This window comes from Tabrizicola sp. T46, from assembly GCF_057219895.1.
In genome coordinates this window covers 1,029,225-1,044,570 of the sequence record NZ_JBXVVV010000001.1, presented here as the reverse complement: position 1 = coordinate 1,044,570, position 15,346 = coordinate 1,029,225, and the positions used below count along the sequence as shown (strand labels likewise).

At 66.1% G+C, this 15,346-nt stretch carries 11 protein-coding genes; 4 read left to right on the top strand and 7 right to left on the bottom strand.

Features of this window, described 5'->3' with window-relative positions:
- Window positions 1-90: 90 nt before the first annotated feature.
- The gene (locus AC2D9V_RS05220; RefSeq protein WP_484712963.1) at window positions 91-2,079 is read left to right on the top strand and encodes a hypothetical protein; all 1,989 of its coding nucleotides are present in this window, start codon (window positions 91-93) and stop codon (window positions 2,077-2,079) included.
- A gap of 4 nt (window positions 2,080-2,083) precedes the next feature.
- On the opposite strand, the gene AC2D9V_RS05215 is transcribed toward AC2D9V_RS05220, so the two are convergent.
- The gene (locus AC2D9V_RS05215) at window positions 2,084-3,325 is read right to left on the bottom strand and encodes a phosphatase PAP2 family protein (RefSeq protein ID WP_484712962.1); all 1,242 of its coding nucleotides are present in this window, start codon (window positions 3,323-3,325) and stop codon (window positions 2,084-2,086) included.
- Between the two features lie 156 nt (window positions 3,326-3,481).
- Between AC2D9V_RS05215 and AC2D9V_RS05210 the strand changes: the two genes are divergently transcribed.
- Both AC2D9V_RS05210 and AC2D9V_RS05205 read left to right on the top strand, forming a co-directional pair.
- Complete coding sequence (locus AC2D9V_RS05210) at window positions 3,482-5,101, top strand: AfsR/SARP family transcriptional regulator (protein WP_484712961.1); 1,620 nt, start codon at window positions 3,482-3,484, stop codon at window positions 5,099-5,101.
- A gap of 97 nt (window positions 5,102-5,198) precedes the next feature.
- Window positions 5,199-6,551, top strand: coding sequence for an esterase-like activity of phytase family protein (locus AC2D9V_RS05205; RefSeq protein WP_484712960.1), 1,353 nt, complete (start codon window positions 5,199-5,201; stop codon window positions 6,549-6,551).
- 60 nt (window positions 6,552-6,611) lie between these two features.
- On the opposite strand, the gene mgrA is transcribed toward AC2D9V_RS05205, so the two are convergent.
- Complete coding sequence (mgrA, locus tag AC2D9V_RS05200) at window positions 6,612-7,637, bottom strand: L-glyceraldehyde 3-phosphate reductase (protein ID WP_484712959.1); 1,026 nt, start codon at window positions 7,635-7,637, stop codon at window positions 6,612-6,614.
- Window positions 7,638-7,723: 86 nt separating this feature from the next.
- Here mgrA and AC2D9V_RS05195 point away from each other — a divergent pair, with 86 nt between their 5' ends.
- Window positions 7,724-8,578: a YihY/virulence factor BrkB family protein gene (locus AC2D9V_RS05195; protein ID WP_484712958.1), complete on the top strand. Its 855-nt coding sequence runs from the start codon at window positions 7,724-7,726 to the stop codon at window positions 8,576-8,578.
- Here the strand turns inward: AC2D9V_RS05195 and AC2D9V_RS05190 are convergent.
- The 5 genes from AC2D9V_RS05190 to AC2D9V_RS05170 form a co-directional block, all read right to left on the bottom strand.
- Window positions 8,572-10,236: a glycoside hydrolase family 3 protein gene (locus AC2D9V_RS05190; RefSeq protein ID WP_484712957.1), complete on the bottom strand. Its 1,665-nt coding sequence runs from the start codon at window positions 10,234-10,236 to the stop codon at window positions 8,572-8,574. The two genes, AC2D9V_RS05195 and AC2D9V_RS05190, sit on opposite strands and share 7 nt — an antisense overlap.
- Before the next feature lie 102 nt (window positions 10,237-10,338).
- Window positions 10,339-11,640, bottom strand: a complete 1,302-nt coding sequence (xylA, locus tag AC2D9V_RS05185; RefSeq protein WP_484712956.1) for a xylose isomerase — start codon at window positions 11,638-11,640, stop codon at window positions 10,339-10,341.
- Between the two features lie 9 nt (window positions 11,641-11,649).
- Window positions 11,650-13,089 (bottom strand): xylulokinase, encoded by a 1,440-nt coding sequence (xylB, locus tag AC2D9V_RS05180; RefSeq protein WP_484712955.1) that lies wholly within the window; start codon window positions 13,087-13,089, stop codon window positions 11,650-11,652.
- Between the two features lies 1 nt (window position 13,090).
- Window positions 13,091-13,852: an ATP-binding cassette domain-containing protein gene (locus AC2D9V_RS05175; RefSeq protein WP_484712954.1), complete on the bottom strand. Its 762-nt coding sequence runs from the start codon at window positions 13,850-13,852 to the stop codon at window positions 13,091-13,093.
- Window positions 13,853-13,864: 12 nt separating this feature from the next.
- Window positions 13,865-15,256: a sugar ABC transporter permease gene (locus AC2D9V_RS05170; protein ID WP_484712953.1), complete on the bottom strand. Its 1,392-nt coding sequence runs from the start codon at window positions 15,254-15,256 to the stop codon at window positions 13,865-13,867.
- Window positions 15,257-15,346 lie beyond the last annotated feature (90 nt).

The following is a 15,346-nucleotide window of genomic DNA, read 5'->3' as shown; positions in this document are numbered from 1 at the left end:
GAAATCCGCCAAATGCGGGTCCGCGCCAGGCGAAATGCGCGGCGCACTGTGCCATGCTGGCCTGGTTCGGTAGCGGGCGGGGACGGGAAGATGACGGAATGGCAGCGGATCACCGAGGGTCTGGACCACGGCGGCTATGTCGCCTGGGAGACCGCCATCGCCGCAGCAACCGGGTCGGCGGACGATTTCCTGCCGATCTTCGCCGTACTGCAGCCGGTGGACGGGATGAGCCTTGCCGAGGCCATCGATGCCTCACTTGCCCTGCCGGACGTGCACTTCAGCCGTCACGAACGCGACCTTCTGACTACCGAGCGCGCGCAGGCCACGGGCGGGGGCTGGCCGCATGAGGTGCGGCTGGTCGCCATCTGCCCACGGGCGATGCTGGACCGGCTGCCGCGCTTCTGGCGCGTGGTCAAGGTCGGGCCGCCGCTGCGCCTCCCCGATCTTGGCGCTGCGAAGCCCGGAGAGGACCTGCGGGCCACGCAAGGAGACCTTGACCCGCGGGTGCCGGTTGCGGCGGTGATCGACGACGGGATCGCCTTTCTGAACGCACGGTTCCGCGCGGGTCCTGGCCATACTCGCATCCGGGCGGTGTGGTTGCAGGCTGCGGATTCCCTTGTTGCAGGCGATGTCGTCTGCGGGCAGGTGCTGACCGGGCGGGAGATCGACGAGCATCTGGCAACGGCCGCCCCTGAGGCCGAGGTCTATGCCCAGGTCAACCGTGCGCTTCATCCAGTCACCGCCGCCGCCCTGACCAACCGGCGCGTTGCGCATGGGACGCATGTCCTTGACCTTGCGGCGGGCGCGGCGCCCCAGGGCAGCAGCCCGCTCCGGCAGGTGCCGATCCTGGCGGTGCAGCTTCCGCCGCAGGCCGTGCGCGAGACGGCCGGGCGGCGGATGGAGACCTATCTGCTCCAGGGACTGCGCTGGCTTCTGGCCGAGGTGCTGCGGCAGGCCCAAGGTACCGACGTGCCGCCGCTTGTGGTCAACATCAGCCTTGGCTCGCTTGCGGGGTCGGGCGACCGGCATGCCTTCCTGGCCGACTGGATGCGGCATGAAGTGGCCCGGCACGACCGGATCTGCGGCAAGGGAAAGCTGCGGCTGGTCATTGCCTATGGCAACGCGCGCCTTTCGAGGTTGGTGGCGCGGGACGAGTTGCGCCTGTCGCACCCGATGGAGCTGATCTGGCGGGTCCAGCCGGACGACCACACCTCAAGCCACCTGGAGCTGCGGACCGATGCCGCGATGACCCCTGGCCTGCAGGTCTCGCTGGTGCCGCCCCAGGGGTCCGGCCTGCCCGCGCTGGAGATTGCCTGGCCCGTGCCGGGCACGGGATGGTCACTGGCCGGTCCGGTTGCTGCTCTGTCTGCCGTTGCCGATTCGACGCCGGGGACATCGCTTCTGCATATCGCGCTCGCCCCGACCGTCGGCCTGTCCGGTCTGCCAGCCTGTCCGCCGGGCGCCTGGCGCGTCTCGGTAAGGACTACCGAAGCCGAGCCGGTCCGGCTGACGGCCCGCGTTCAGCGCGACGACACTCCCCAGGGATACCGCAGCCTGGGACGGCAAAGCTGGCTGGATCATCCGCAGGGCTGGGACTGGGACGAGGACCTGCGCGGCTATCTTGCCCCGCGGTCGTCGGCCGATGCTCCGGGCTGTCCGGTCACGCGCGAGGGGTCATGCGTGGCCTATGCCGGGGCGGACGACCCGGCGATCCTCTTCGTCGGGGCGGCCCGTCCGGTGACGGGAGAGCCGGGCCGATTCCGCCCGTCACCTTATTCGTCCGAGGGTGTCCTTGCCCCTGTCCCAACGGGTGAATCGCAGGGGCCGACCTTGGCGGCACGGGGCGATGACGGGGTGATACTGGCGGGCCGCCGCGCCGCTGGCGTTCTGACCGGCAGCGTGGCGCGGCTGTCGGGGACAAGCGTTGCCGCTCCGGACGTGGCCCGCGCGCTTCTTCACTATTTCATGGCGACCACGCCGTCTGAACAGTCCGAAACCGCCGAACGGATCGCGTTGACCGGGCAGTCGGACTGGGCGCAGCCGGACCCGCGCATGGGGCACGGGGCGCTGCGGGCCTGACCGCTCAGCCGACCGGGGGGTCTGCTGCCGGTGTCGTCCATTCCGCCACGGCGGCGCGCCAGAGCATCGGCAGGACCTGCCAGGGTTCGGCCCGCGCCACGGTCGTGTTGCCCGACCGCCAGCCCTGATGGCTGCCACCGCCCAAAGCCGCGCACCACTTGCGCAGGGTGAAATCCCCGGACCAGTTCTGCGCATCGGCGACCCATTCCGGCACCGGGCGCTCTGGCCCGCCGCCAAGGCAATGACCGATGAAGGCAAGCGTGACCCCGAAACCAAGAAGCGCGCCATGCGCTGAATCGACGGGGTAATGCACCCCCGCGACCGTCCGGTTGTCGGCGATCCGTGCGGCAAGGCGGAACAGCAACACCTCCGGTTCGGTCACCGGTGCGGCCTCGGCCGCTGGCGAAAGCTTGGCAAGGATCGCATCGATCAGTCCCTCATCCGGCACCCGCGCCCCGGACAGGCGCAGCGCGGCAAGGATCGTGGCATGGGCAAACGCCTCGGTTGCGTGGCCCGACGGATAGGCCGAATGTCCGGGCGTGGTGATCACCGGCTGAACCTGCGGCGAAAGGTCGACCGGGCGGGGCACCGAGCAAAGGTGCTTCATCCGCTGTTCGACCCCGATGACGGTGTCATAAAGCGCGCCGATCAGGTGGACGGTATAGGGCCGGCGGTTCAGGCCATAGGGCATCTGCGCGGCGAAGAAGGCGGAAAAGCCCTCTGACTGGCTGAGGATCTCGGGCAGTCGGTCGGCGCGCAGGTCCATCGCGCTGCGCACCTCGGCCATCTGCTCGGCGATCTTTTCGCTTTCCGGCGGGGTCAGCGTCACCAGATCGCCCTCGGTCCGGACCAGAAGGGTCGGTCGGGCACCCGGACGGGTTTCAAAAAGATCGGCGCCTTCGGTGGCAAGGACGGAGATCCGGGGATAGGGATCAAGCCGCATGAGGCGGGTCAGTTCGTCGGCACCGTTCGGGGCGGGAACCGGAACCGTCCCGTCCCAGAAACCCATCAGGGCCTCAGCGGTCTGGCCAAGGGCCGCGGCAAGCATGGGCGAGCCTCCGCCACCGCCCCCGCCTGCGCCGTGGACCCCATGGACCCCATGAACCCCATGCACGCCATGGACACCGTGCACGCCGTGGACCCCATGGACCCCGTGGACGCCGTGAACCCCGTGCACACCATGGACCCCGTGGACGCCATGGACCCCATGGACGCCATGCACCCCGTGAACGCCGAATACCGCCATCCAATCCTCCCGTCGCAATTGGCCCAACCTGCACCGAAAACCCGGATCGGCAAAGCCGACATATCCTGGCCCGAACGGGTTTGACGCAGAATTCACGGTGATTGCACCCACGCAAGCTAGCACTTAACGTCCGGTCACCTTTTCTTGGGGAACCGCATGTTCGTCCGCCTGGTAGGCGTCTTTGAGGTGCGCGATGCACAGGGGCGCGACTGCACGCCGCGCGGTGCGAAGGCACGGGCGATCCTTGCCATGCTGTGCCAGACACCGGACCGGCGGCGCGCGCGGCGCTGGCTTGAGGCGCGGCTGTGGTCGGACCGGGGGGCCGAGCAGGCCAGTGGCAGCCTGCGCCAGGCCCTGATGGAAATCCGCAAGTCACTGGGCGCCGAGGCCGATTGCCTTGAGGCCGACCGGGATACGGTTCGGTTGTCCGGCGTGACCACCGACCTGGAAGAGACCCATGCGGCCGCAGTCGCGGCGCTGCAATCCGGCCGCGAGTTCCTGGAAGGCATCGACATCATCGACCAGGCCTTCGAGGACTGGCTTCGCGAAGAACGGGCCCGGGTCGAGCAAAGCCTTGGCGTCCTGCGCCCGGCGCAGTCGCGGCAACCGGTCGAGCAATCGGCCCAGTTGCCATTCGTGCTGCGCCGGGGTTCGCTGCCCGAGGGCGTCGGGGCCTTTGTGGGAAAGTCGGTTTCCGACGCCATCGCGCGGCTTCTGTCCGAGTTCGTCCATATCGACGTTTTCGGATCAGGTGGCAGCGCCATCCCGGACGGATTGCCGAAGGAGGGCCTGGAGCTTCACGTCGAGGCGGCGGAAATCCAGGGCCGGGTGCATATCCTTGTCAGCCTGACCTCGATCCTCAACGGCCAGACGATCTGGAACCAGCGCGCGACCGTCCCCGTGGTCGAGGCTGACCTTACCTGGGCCGGTGACCTGCCGCCGCTGGTCTTCCAGGCGGCGGATGCGGCACTGTCGCATCTGCCCCGGCTGCGTGAATGCCAGGATGGGCCGCGGCGCGCCAACGCCCTGATCGCGACCGCGGTCAACGAGATGTTCACCTATGACGGTGACCGCCTGCGTCAGGCTGATCTTCTGCTTGCCGAAGCGGGCGAGATCGCAGCGTCCGCCCGGGTTCTGGCCTGGCGCTGCCTTGTGCGGCAGATCATGTATGTCGAGCGGACGGAACCCGACCCGACGCGGCTGATGGACCAGATCGACGAATACGCCCGCAAGGCGCTGGAGCGGTCGAAAGCCAACCCCCTTGTCCTGTCGCTGGTCGGGATGGCGCGGGTGATGGTGGATGAAAACCCCGATGCCGGTTCAATCCTGGCCCGCGATGCGCTGGCGCTCAGCCCTTACAACGCCCATTCCCACGCCGCCCAGGCCGGGGCGCTGATGCGGCTTGGCGACAATCTCGGCGCGCTGGAGGCGGCGCGGCGCGGGACTGAAATTGCCGCGCGCACGGCCCATGTCCACTGGTGGGAAGCGACGTCCGGACTTGCCGCGCTGCGCAGTGGCAATCTCGTCGCGGCGCTCGCGCATTTCGAGGCCGCGCATTACCGCGCCCCCGGGTTCCGCGCGGCGATGCGCAACCTTCTTTTCCTCTACCTTGCAGCGGGTGAACGCGAGAAGGCGGCCCGCGTCTACCGCGACCTGATGCGATCCGAGCCGGACTTCACGCTGGAGCGGATCATGCACGAGCCGCTTTATCCGGCAGTCACCCTGCGCAAGAGCGGTCTTCTCGAGCGCCACGGGGACGAGTTGGCGACCCTCTAGGCCGGCAGGTTTCGCAGTACTGCAACGGTCCCGTCATCCTGCTGGCACCGTTGTCACCCAGACCAGACGCCCGAAACACTTTCTGGAGCGTTCTGCCATGAGTCCATTCCGCCCCGTGCTTCTGTCTGCGGCCATGTTTGCTCTTGTCTGCCCGGCCCATGCCGAAGAGACCTTTCCCGCGACACTTGCAGGCCATGCCCTGATCCCTGCTGCCACCTTCATCGACCCTCCGGCGGATGCCCCCAGGGACGCGGCGATCAGCGGCAAGTTCACCGGCGCGGCCCGCGTGATGGAGCCGGAATCCGTGATGGGCGACACGGGCGCGTTGCACGGAAAGCGATCGACAGGGATCATGCTGCCCTTCCGGGGCCAGCCCCTTCAGGGATTGTCCGGATTTGCGATGGCCACGGGCGCGGACGGCTCCGTCTACGTCCTGACGGACAACGGGTTCGGCTCGAAGGCCAACAGTCCGGATGCGCTGTTGTTCTTCCACCGGATGATGCCTGACTTTGAAAGCGGCGCGGTCGACGTGGAGGAAACCGTCTTCCTGCGCGACCCCGATTTCAAGGTGCCGTTCCGGATCGCCTATGAAGGCACCGAGGGCCGTTACCTTACCGGTGCCGACTTCGACACCGAAAGCATCCAGGTGCTGAACGGCGAGGTCTGGATCGGCGATGAGTTCGGACCGTATCTCATTCGCGCGGGTCTGGATGGACGGGTGATTGACGTCTACCCGACAAGGCTGGGAGACACCGTGCTCAAGGGGCCCGACACCCCCGGCATCAATGCGATGTCGGTGATGGGCAAGGACTGGACGGTGCAGCGCTCGGGTGGCTACGAAGGGATGGCGCTGCAGCCCGGGTCGAACCTTCTTTGGGGTATGCTGGAAAAACCGCTCCTCGGCGAGGATGGCAAGCCGGAGGGCACCTACCTGCGCGCGCTGGCCTTCGACCCGGACAAGGGTGACTGGACGGGGGCATCCTTCAAGTTCGCGCTGGCCGATGGGGCAACCGCGATCGGAGACTTCAACTTCATTGACGAAACCCGCGCCCTCGTGATCGAGCGGGACAATGGCGAGGGACTGCCTGCCCTGAAATGCGCAGGCGATCCGATGCCGGACTGCTTTCCTGCCCCGGCGATCTTGAAGCGGGTCGTTCTCATCGACACGGCCGGCCTTGATGCCGACGGCTTCGTCCGCCGGATCGGACATGTCGACCTGATGGACATCGCAGACCCCGAGGGCAAAGCCCGCCTTGAAACGGCGGGCGGTGTCGCCGGCACTTTCACCTTCCCGTTCTTCACCATCGAGGACGTCATGAGGGTGGATGACCGCCACATCATGGTGGCGGTGGACAACAACCTGCCTTATTCCAGCGGACGCGCGCTGGACAAGGCAGCTGACAACGAGTTCATTCTCCTGTCGGTGCCAGAGCTGCTTGCGGCAAGGTAATGCCGAGCAAACGAACCGGCAGAACCTTGGCCCGCTTGGAATAGTTTTGGCCCTGCCGGTTCAGTCGGACGAGGATTTGGCCCAAAGGTTCACGTCCTTCTCCTCCGAGATCGCGTCAATCCGCGCCAGCTCATCGGCCGTGAAGTGCAGGTTGCGGATCGCCCCCGCACAGTCTTCCACCTGTTCGGGCCGCGACGCCCCGATCAGGGCACTGGTAATTCCGCCACCACGCAGGACCCAGGCCAGCGCCATTTGCGCCAGCGTCTGGCCGCGCGCGGCAGCCATGTCGTTCAGCTTGCCGACCGAGGCAAGGGCCTTCTGCACGACAGCCGGATCGAGCGACTTGTCCTGCGTGGCCCGGCTCCCCGTCGGAATGCCCTTCAGGTACTTGTTCGTGAGGATCCCCTGCGCCAGTGGCACGAAGGCGATCGAACCCACGCCAAGCTCGGCCAGAGTGTCCTTCAGACCGTCGGTTTCGACCCAGCGGTTCAGGATGTTGTAGCTGGGCTGATGGATCACCAGAGGAGTGCCGAGGTCTTTCAGGATTGCCGCCGCCTCGCGCGTGCGCTGGCTGTTGTAGCTTGAAATGCCGACATATAGCGCGCGACCCGACCGGACGATGTGGTCAAGCGCGCCCATCGTTTCCTCCAGCGGCGTGTCCGGATCGAAGCGGTGCGAATAGAAGATGTCGACATAGTCGAGGCCCATCCGCTTCAGGCTCTGGTCGCAGGAGGCGATCAGGTACTTGCGGCTGCCCCATTCGCCATAGGGGCCGTCCCACATGTGGTAGCCCGCCTTGGACGAGATGATGAGCTCGTCCCGATGCGACCGGAAGTCAGTGCGAAGAATCTCGCCGAACGCCTCTTCTGCGCTGCCGGCCGGGGGGCCGTAGTTGTTGGCAAGATCGAAATGGGTGATTCCGTGATCAAAGGCGGTGCGGCAGATCGCCTGTTTCGTCGCGTGAGGCGTGTCGTGGCCGAAGTTGTGCCAAAGCCCAAGGCTGATCGCGGGCAGCTTCAGACCCGACCGGCCACAACGGTTGTAGATCATCCGGTCATACCGGTCGTCGCGGGGCGCGTAGGTCATGGTGTCCTCCTGTTGGCGCTACCATTCCATGAGGAGGACGCCGCTTCAAGTTGCGCCGGGACCGGTTCCGGAGGATGCTGCGCCGCATGAGATGGATCGGACAGTTCTGGCATTTCCTGGTCGCTGTCTCCGCGCGGGTCAGCGAGGGACATTTCGGGCTGCTTGCCGCAGGTGTGGCCTTCTACGCAATGTTCGCCGTCTTTCCCGGCCTCGCTGCGGCAGTTGCTGTCTGGGGCATGTTCGCCGACCCCAATGTGATCGCGGGCTATCTGGAAGTGGCCGAGCGTTTCCTGCCGCCCGAGGCGGGGCAACTGATCCATGACCAGGTCATCGGTCTGATCACCGCACCGCGGACCGCCCTCCAGTGGACGACGGTCCTGTCGCTTGGGATCGCGCTTTACTCGGCAAGGGCGGGCGTCTCGGCCCTGATCCAGGGGCTGGACGTCGTGCACCGGGCTACGCCGCGGGGCTGGATCAGGCACTATGCCGTCGATTTCCTGCTGACGCTGGCCCTGATCGGGGCGCTTTTCGTGGCACTGGTCACGGTCGTGGTGGTGCCGATCATGCTGAACTACATCCGGTTCGACACGTTCGAGGCCTGGCTGACTAAGGTCCTGCCCTTCGGGGCGATGTTCCTCTTGGTGATCACCTGCCTTTCGATCCTTTACCGGTTTGGTCCGAATGTCGAAGGCGGCTTCCGGTCACCCTGGATCACGGTCGGTGTTCTGGTGGCGGCGCTGGGCTGGGCCGGGGTGTCGATCGGCTTTTCGGTCTATCTGGCGAACTTCAATGCCTACAACGCGATCTACGGGTCGATCGGTGCGGTCATCATCCTGATGATGTGGCTTTATCTGAGCGTCTGGTCGGTTCTTCTGGGCGGCGCGATCAATGCCGAGCTTGACGAACGGATGCAGGTCCGGCTGTTCCGGCGTCGTCAGTAGCGCGCGTCGGGAAGGCTGCAGAACGGGTCGACCGGATTCTTGCCCTGGAATGGCGCGCGGCCCAGAAGGCAGTCAAGCGTCGCCCGCTGCATCGTGTCCATCGTGGCATAGGCATTGACGACGCAGGGCATCCGGGGCGCATCATAAAGATAGTAGGGATAGCCGAACGAGATCAGCGCCGTCGGCACCTCGTGCCAGTGCCTTTGCATCGCGCCATGCATTCCGCCGGTCAGGCGGTTCCAGTCCAGGAAGATGCGCCCCCGGGTCAGAAGCGTTTCTTCGCCCATCACGAATAGAACAAGGTCGAAGTCGCGCTGGTCCAGCCGGTCACCGGGAGCGGCCACCGTCACCTCGAACCCCTCGGCCCGCAGCATGTCGGGGAAGGCCATCGGCATGCCTTCGCCGTGGAGCGGCGTGACGATCCCGGTGGTGTAGACAAGGACCCGGCGGTGCCGGTCGGGCGACAGCGGCAGAATGCCCCTCACATCCTTCACCAGCGTCGGCGCTCGGGCTGTGATGGCTTTCGCGAGCGTTGCGCTTGCCGCGTTGAACAGCTTGCTTCGGTCGGCGTTCGCCCGGTCCCGGTGCAGGCCGAGCGCCGCCTTCAGGCCGAGCACACGCACCAGCGCCTCGTCCAGCCGGGCCGGGGTGATGCGGCCATCCTCCAGCGCGGTCTCGATCCTTGCAATGTCCGCTTCTGGCTCGTCGGAAAAAAGGATCACGTCGCAGCCCGACGAGATTACCTCGGGCAGCATTTCGTCCCGGTGTGCCCAGGCGCCGAACCCGGCCATCGGTGTTGCATCCGACACGATGACTCCGTTGAAGCCCAACTCGCCGCGCAGGAGCGTCTGATTGAGAAGCGGCGAGACCGAGGCGGGGCGGTAAGCTTCCAGCCCCGCGTCGGGGTCATGCGCGTGGACATAGGCGGGAAAGGCGATGTGGGCGGACATCACCGCCATCACTCCGGCGTCGATGGCAGCGCGATAGAGGGCGCCGTGGGTGGCGTTCCACTCCTCCATCGACAAGGGGTTGATCGTCGTGACCAGGTGCTGGTCGCGGTCGTCGTGCCCTTCGCCCGGCCAGTGCTTGACCGTTGCCGCCACGCCGTGGGCCTGCAGCCCGCGGATATGCGCCAGGGCATGCGCCCGGATGCGGTCGGGGTCGGACCCAAGGCCCCGCGTCGCCACGATGGGCGACCGGAAGAGGGCGTTGATGTCGATGACCGGGGTGAAGGACCAGTTGACCCCCGCGGCGCGCGCCTCTTCCGCCATGATCCGCGCGACGGTGCCCGAGGCCTGCACGTCATCCACCGCCGCCAGCGCCAGCGGGTTCGGCACCTCGGTCCCGAAGGGCGGGCTCATCCGGCTGCCCTCAAGGTCGGCGCTGACCAGGTAGGGGATCGCCGCCGCCCCGCGCAGGGCGTCGAGTGTATCAAGCTCGGCTTCGGCATCCGGCCCGAAGAACTTGGTGATCCCGGCGGGGGCCAGGGCGGTCATCCGCTCGACCACCTCGGGTCCGGTGCCGAAGCAGAGGTGAACGAAAAGCTGCCGCACCTTCGCGGCCCGTTCCATGCCTGAAAGCGTGGACCGCACCCAGTCGCGCCCCGTGCCGTCAAGATTGAAGGGCGGGGCGGAAAGGATACGGTCGATCTGGTCCAAGGGCGGCTCCTGCGGTTTCTGGCGCCGGAGTTTCCGAAAACTCCGGACCGGAGCCTTCAAATGCTCCGGCGCGATTTCTTCGAAGAAATCGCCTCGCCTGCCTCAGACGAAGCGGTTCCAGAGGTTCTCCAGCCGCTCCTGCCGCCCGGACCGGGGCTGCGGTTCCAGCTTTTCGGCGATGACGCGGGCGGCGGCGTCTTCGAGCGATCCCTTGAGCATCGCTTGCGCAGCAGGCGACTTCCAGCCAGCATAGCGGGCGGCCTTGGCAGCCTCCATCTCGCCCGATTCCAGCAGCGCGGCGGCAGCCTTCAGCGCGCGGGCGCAGGTGTCCATGCCGCCGACATGGGCCAGGATCAGGTCCTCGGGGTCGAGGCTCTGACGGCGGATCTTGGCGTCGAAGTTGACGCCGCCAGTGGTGAATCCGCCGGCCTTCAGAATCTCGTAGAAGGCCACGGCCTTTTCGGCATGGTTGTTCGGGAACTGGTCGGTGTCCCAGCCGGACTGGTAGTCGTTCCGGTTCATGTCGATCGAGCCGAAGATGCCAAGCGAGGCCGCCAGCGCGATCTCGTGCTCGAAGCTGTGACCCGCCAGGATCGCATGGCCCTGCTCGATGTTGGTCTTGACCTCTTTCTCCAGCCCGAACTCCTTGAGGAAGCCGTAGACCGTGGCGACGTCATAGTCGTACTGGTGCTTCGACGGCTCCTGCGGCTTAGGTTCGATCAGGATCGTGCCCTTGAAGCCGATCTTGTGCTTGTATTCCACCACCTGCTGCAGGAAGCGGCCGGCATGGGCCCGTTCGGCCGCAAGGTCGGTGTTGAGCAGGGTCTCATACCCCTCGCGCCCGCCCCAGAGCACATAGTTCTGCCCGCCAAGGCGGTGCGTGACGTCCATGTTCGCCTTCACCGTGGCGGCGGCATAGGCGTAGACGTCCGGATCGGGGTTGGTCGCCGCGCCGGCCATCCAGCGGCGGTGGCTGAAAAGGTTCGAGGTGCCCCACAATAGCTTCGCCTTGTGGCGGGTCTGCTTCTCGCCGATGTAATCGGCCATCTCGTTCAGGTTCTTCAGGCTTTCCGCAAAGGTCCCCCCTTCGGGCCGCATGTCGGCGTCGTGGAAGCAGTAGAAGGGCTGGCCGAGGATATCGAACATCTCGAAGGCCACATCGGCCTTCAGCTTGGCAAGCTGCATCGTGTCGCCGAACCAGGGCCGGTCGAAGGTCTGCCCGCCGAAGGGGTCGCCGCCGGGCCATGCGAAGCTGTGCCAGTAGGCGACCGCAAAGCGAAGGTGATCCTCCATCCGCTTGCCCATGACGATCTCGTCGGGGTTGTAGTGGCGGAAGGCGAACTCGATGGTCGAATTCGGGCCTTCGTACTTGATCTGGGGGATACCCTTGAAGAAATCGGTCATGATAGGTCCTTAGGACGTGAGGCTGCGGATAGCGGATTGGGCGGCGCGGAAACGGGCATGTCCCGCATCGAAGGCGTCGGCAAGGGCGGGATCGGGCTCGATCACCCGGGCGATCCGTGGCAGGGTCGCAATCTCGGCACCAGCGCCGGTGGCGGCCATCAGGCCCAGCCGCGCAGCCCCGAAGGCCCCACCGAAATCACCGGCGACGGGCACCTGCAGCGGCACGCCCAGCGCCGTGGCGATGGCCGACAGCCAGTAGTCCGACCGCGACCCACCACCAACGGCCAGGAGCGTGTTCAGCTTCGTGCCGGTCGCAGCCAGCACATCCCTGCAATCGCGGAAGGCGAAGGCCACACCCTCCAGCACGGCGCGGGTGGCGGCATCGCGGTCGGTCACATGCTCCAGCCCGGTAAAGGCGCCGCGCATGGCGGGTGCGTTGATGGGCGTGCGTTCGCCGCCTAGATACGGCAGGAACACCGTCTTCCTCGGCGCCTGCAACGGGCCAAGATCGGAGGTCAGCGTGGCCGCGTCCTGACCGACCAGCCGGGCATACCAGTTCAGCGCATCGGTGGCCGCAAGGATCACGCCCATCTGGTGCCAGGTATCGGGAACGGCATGGCAGAAGGTATGGACGGCCGAGGCCGGGTCGGGCTGGTAGCCGGCGTTCACCGCGAAAAGCACGCCCGACGTGCCAAGCGAGACGAACGCCTCGCCGGGGCGCACCACGCCGACACCGACGCCCGAGGCCGCGTTGTCGCCGCCGCCTCCGGCGACGATCACGCCCTTCGGCAAGCCCCAGCGGGCTGCCAGCGCATCACGCATCTGCCCAGAAGGCGCCGAGCCTTCGACCAGCCGGGGCATGTTGGCCCGGCTGAAGCCGGTCGCCGCCAGAAGGTCATCTGACCAGTCCCGCCGGCCCGTATCGAACCATGCGGTGCCCGAGGCATCCGACATGTCGCCGACATAGTCGCCGGTCAGCCAAAGCCGCAGATAATCCTTTGGCAAAAGGATTTTGGCAATCCTGCCCCAGATCGCAGGCTCGTGCCTTTGCACCCAGGCCACCTTCGGCGCCGTGAAGCCCGGAAAGACGATGTTGCCGATGATCCGCCGGTACATCGGGTCATCGTCCATCTCTGCGGCTTCGGCATGGGCGCGGGTGTCGTTCCACAGCATGCAGGGCCGCAACACCTCGTCGCGGGCGTCAAGCAGGGTCGCCCCATGCATCTGGCCCGACAGACCGATAGCGCGGACCGACCCCAGACCCCGTGCCGCCAGACGGTCCAGCACGTCTTCCGCCGCCGAAATCCAGTCTGACGGGGCTTGCTCGCTCCACCCTTCGGCAGGACGGCTTACCGTCAGCGGAGAGGTGGCTTCGGCCAAAACCGTCTGGTTCTCGTCGATGAGGATGCCCTTCAGGCCCGAGGTGCCAAGGTCCAGGCCGATGAACATGTCAGGCCGCCAGAGCCGGCTTCTTGCCCAGGATGATCATGCCGAGGATGTCCTCGTCGGTCACCTTGTCGACCTCAACCGTCCCGACCAGCTGGCCGTTCTTCATCACGCTCGCCCGGTCGCACAGCTTCATCACGTTGTGGATGTCATGCTCGATCAGGAAGATGCCGATGCCTTGCGCCTTCAGCTCCTGGATCAGTTCCGACACCATCTGCGTCTCGTGCGGCCCGAGTGCGGCGGTCGGTTCGTCCATGATCAGGATCTTGGCGTTGAAGTAGACCGCGCGGGCGATGGCGACCGACTGGCGCTGACCGCCCGAAAGCGCGCTGACCGGCACGTTGAACTTGCGGAAGTTCGGGTTGAGACGACCCATGATCTTGCGGGTCTCGGCTTCCATCGCCGTCTCGTCGACAAAGCCGAAGCTGTTCACCAGCTCGCGCCCGAGGAAGAGGTTCGAGGCGGCATCAAGGTTGTCCGCCAGCGCGAGCGTCTGATAGATCGTCTCGATGTTCAGCGCGCGGGCGTCGCGGGGATCGTTGATCTCGACTTCCTCGCCGTTGATCAGGATCTGGCCACTGTCCTTCTTGTAGGCGCCCGACAGGCACTTGATCAGCGTCGACTTGCCCGCGCCGTTGTGGCCCAGAAGGCCGACCACTTCGCCCGGGTACAGGTCGACCGTAACGTGGTCCACGGCCCTGATCCCGCCGAAAGCGATCGAGATGTCGCGCAGTTCGACAAGCGGGGTTCCGGTTCTGTTTACCATGATATCAGCCCCTTACTTGATGCGTTTGCGGTAAACGATGTCCAGCCAGACGGCCAACACCAGTGCGATGCCGATCACGATCCGCTGGTAGGACCCATCGCCGAAGCCGATCAGGACCATGCCGGTCTGCAAGGACGTGAGGATCAGGGCGCCGATGATCGCACCATAGATCGTGCCGACGCCCCCGGCCAGCGAGGTGCCACCGACGACGGCGGCGGCGATGACATAGAGTTCGTCAAGGTTGCCCATCGCGTTGGTCGCGCTGTTCTGGCGGGCGGCACCGATCACGGCGGCCACACCGGCGAGTGCGCCCATCAGGGTGAAGATCTTCACCGTCATGGCGCGGGTGTTGATGCCGGACAAGGCCGCCGCCTCGGGGTTGCCGCCGATGGCAAAGACATAGCGGCCGAACCGGGTGCGGGTCATCAGGATCGTCATGGCGATGGCGACGAAGATCATGATGAGGACGGGATAGGCAAAACCGTGGCCGAAGCTGGCGCAGACATCAGAGTAGATGTCGCCGCCCTTCTGGGCACAGGCCGGAACCTCCTGCCCGATCGAGGCATAGTATTTCTGGATGTTGCCGAGCGGCCAGATGTAGGAGTTGACGACGGTTGTCGCGCCCAGGATGACGGCGCAGACCAGACCGATCACGAAGGTTTCGGCCCAGACCGGGCGCAGGGCGAAGCCGTGCTTTTGGCGGGACTTCCGGCCGTTGACGAAGGCCCAGACAACGAAGACGCAGGCGATGACCGCGAAGATCCAGCTTCCAGTCTTGCCCAGCGCGCCGAAGGACCCGCCCCCGATCAGGGCGAAGGTGTCGTCAAGCGGCGCGATGGTCTTGCCGCCGGCGACAAGGAAGGCCGCGCCCCGCCAGACCAGAAGGCCGCCCAGTGTGACAATGAAGGACGGGATGCCCAGGAACGCGATCAGCGTGCCCTGGAAGGCCCCGATCAGCGCCCCCATCGCGATGCCGAAGATCACCGTGATGATCCAGATCGAAGGATGGCCAAGACCAAGGGCCGGCGTCAGGTACTCGACCTGCAGAAGGCCCATGTACATGCCGACCATGCCCATGATCGACCCCACCGAGAGGTCGATGTTGCGGGTGATGATGACCAGCACCATCCCCGTTGCCATGATGCCGATATAGGCGGTCTGGACCGAAAGGTTCCAAAGGTTGCGCGGGGTCAGGAAGCCGTTCGCCTCGGCCTGGCTGGCCCCCAGAAGCAGCGAGGGGCGGCCCAGCACGATGGTGGAGTAGGCTTCGAAAGCCACCCAGATCAGAAGAAGGGCACCGACCATCCCCAGAAGCCGGGGGTCGATCTCGGTCGCGCGCAGAAAGCGGGTGAACCCACCTTCATGCGGGATCTGCGGAGAATGGGTCTGGGGTGTATCGGTCATGTCCTCGTCCACACAGCGGAGGGGGGCAGGTCGGATGCAAATCGGCCTTCGCGTCGATGCGCGACAGCCTTGCCCCGCTCACCGGGGAGG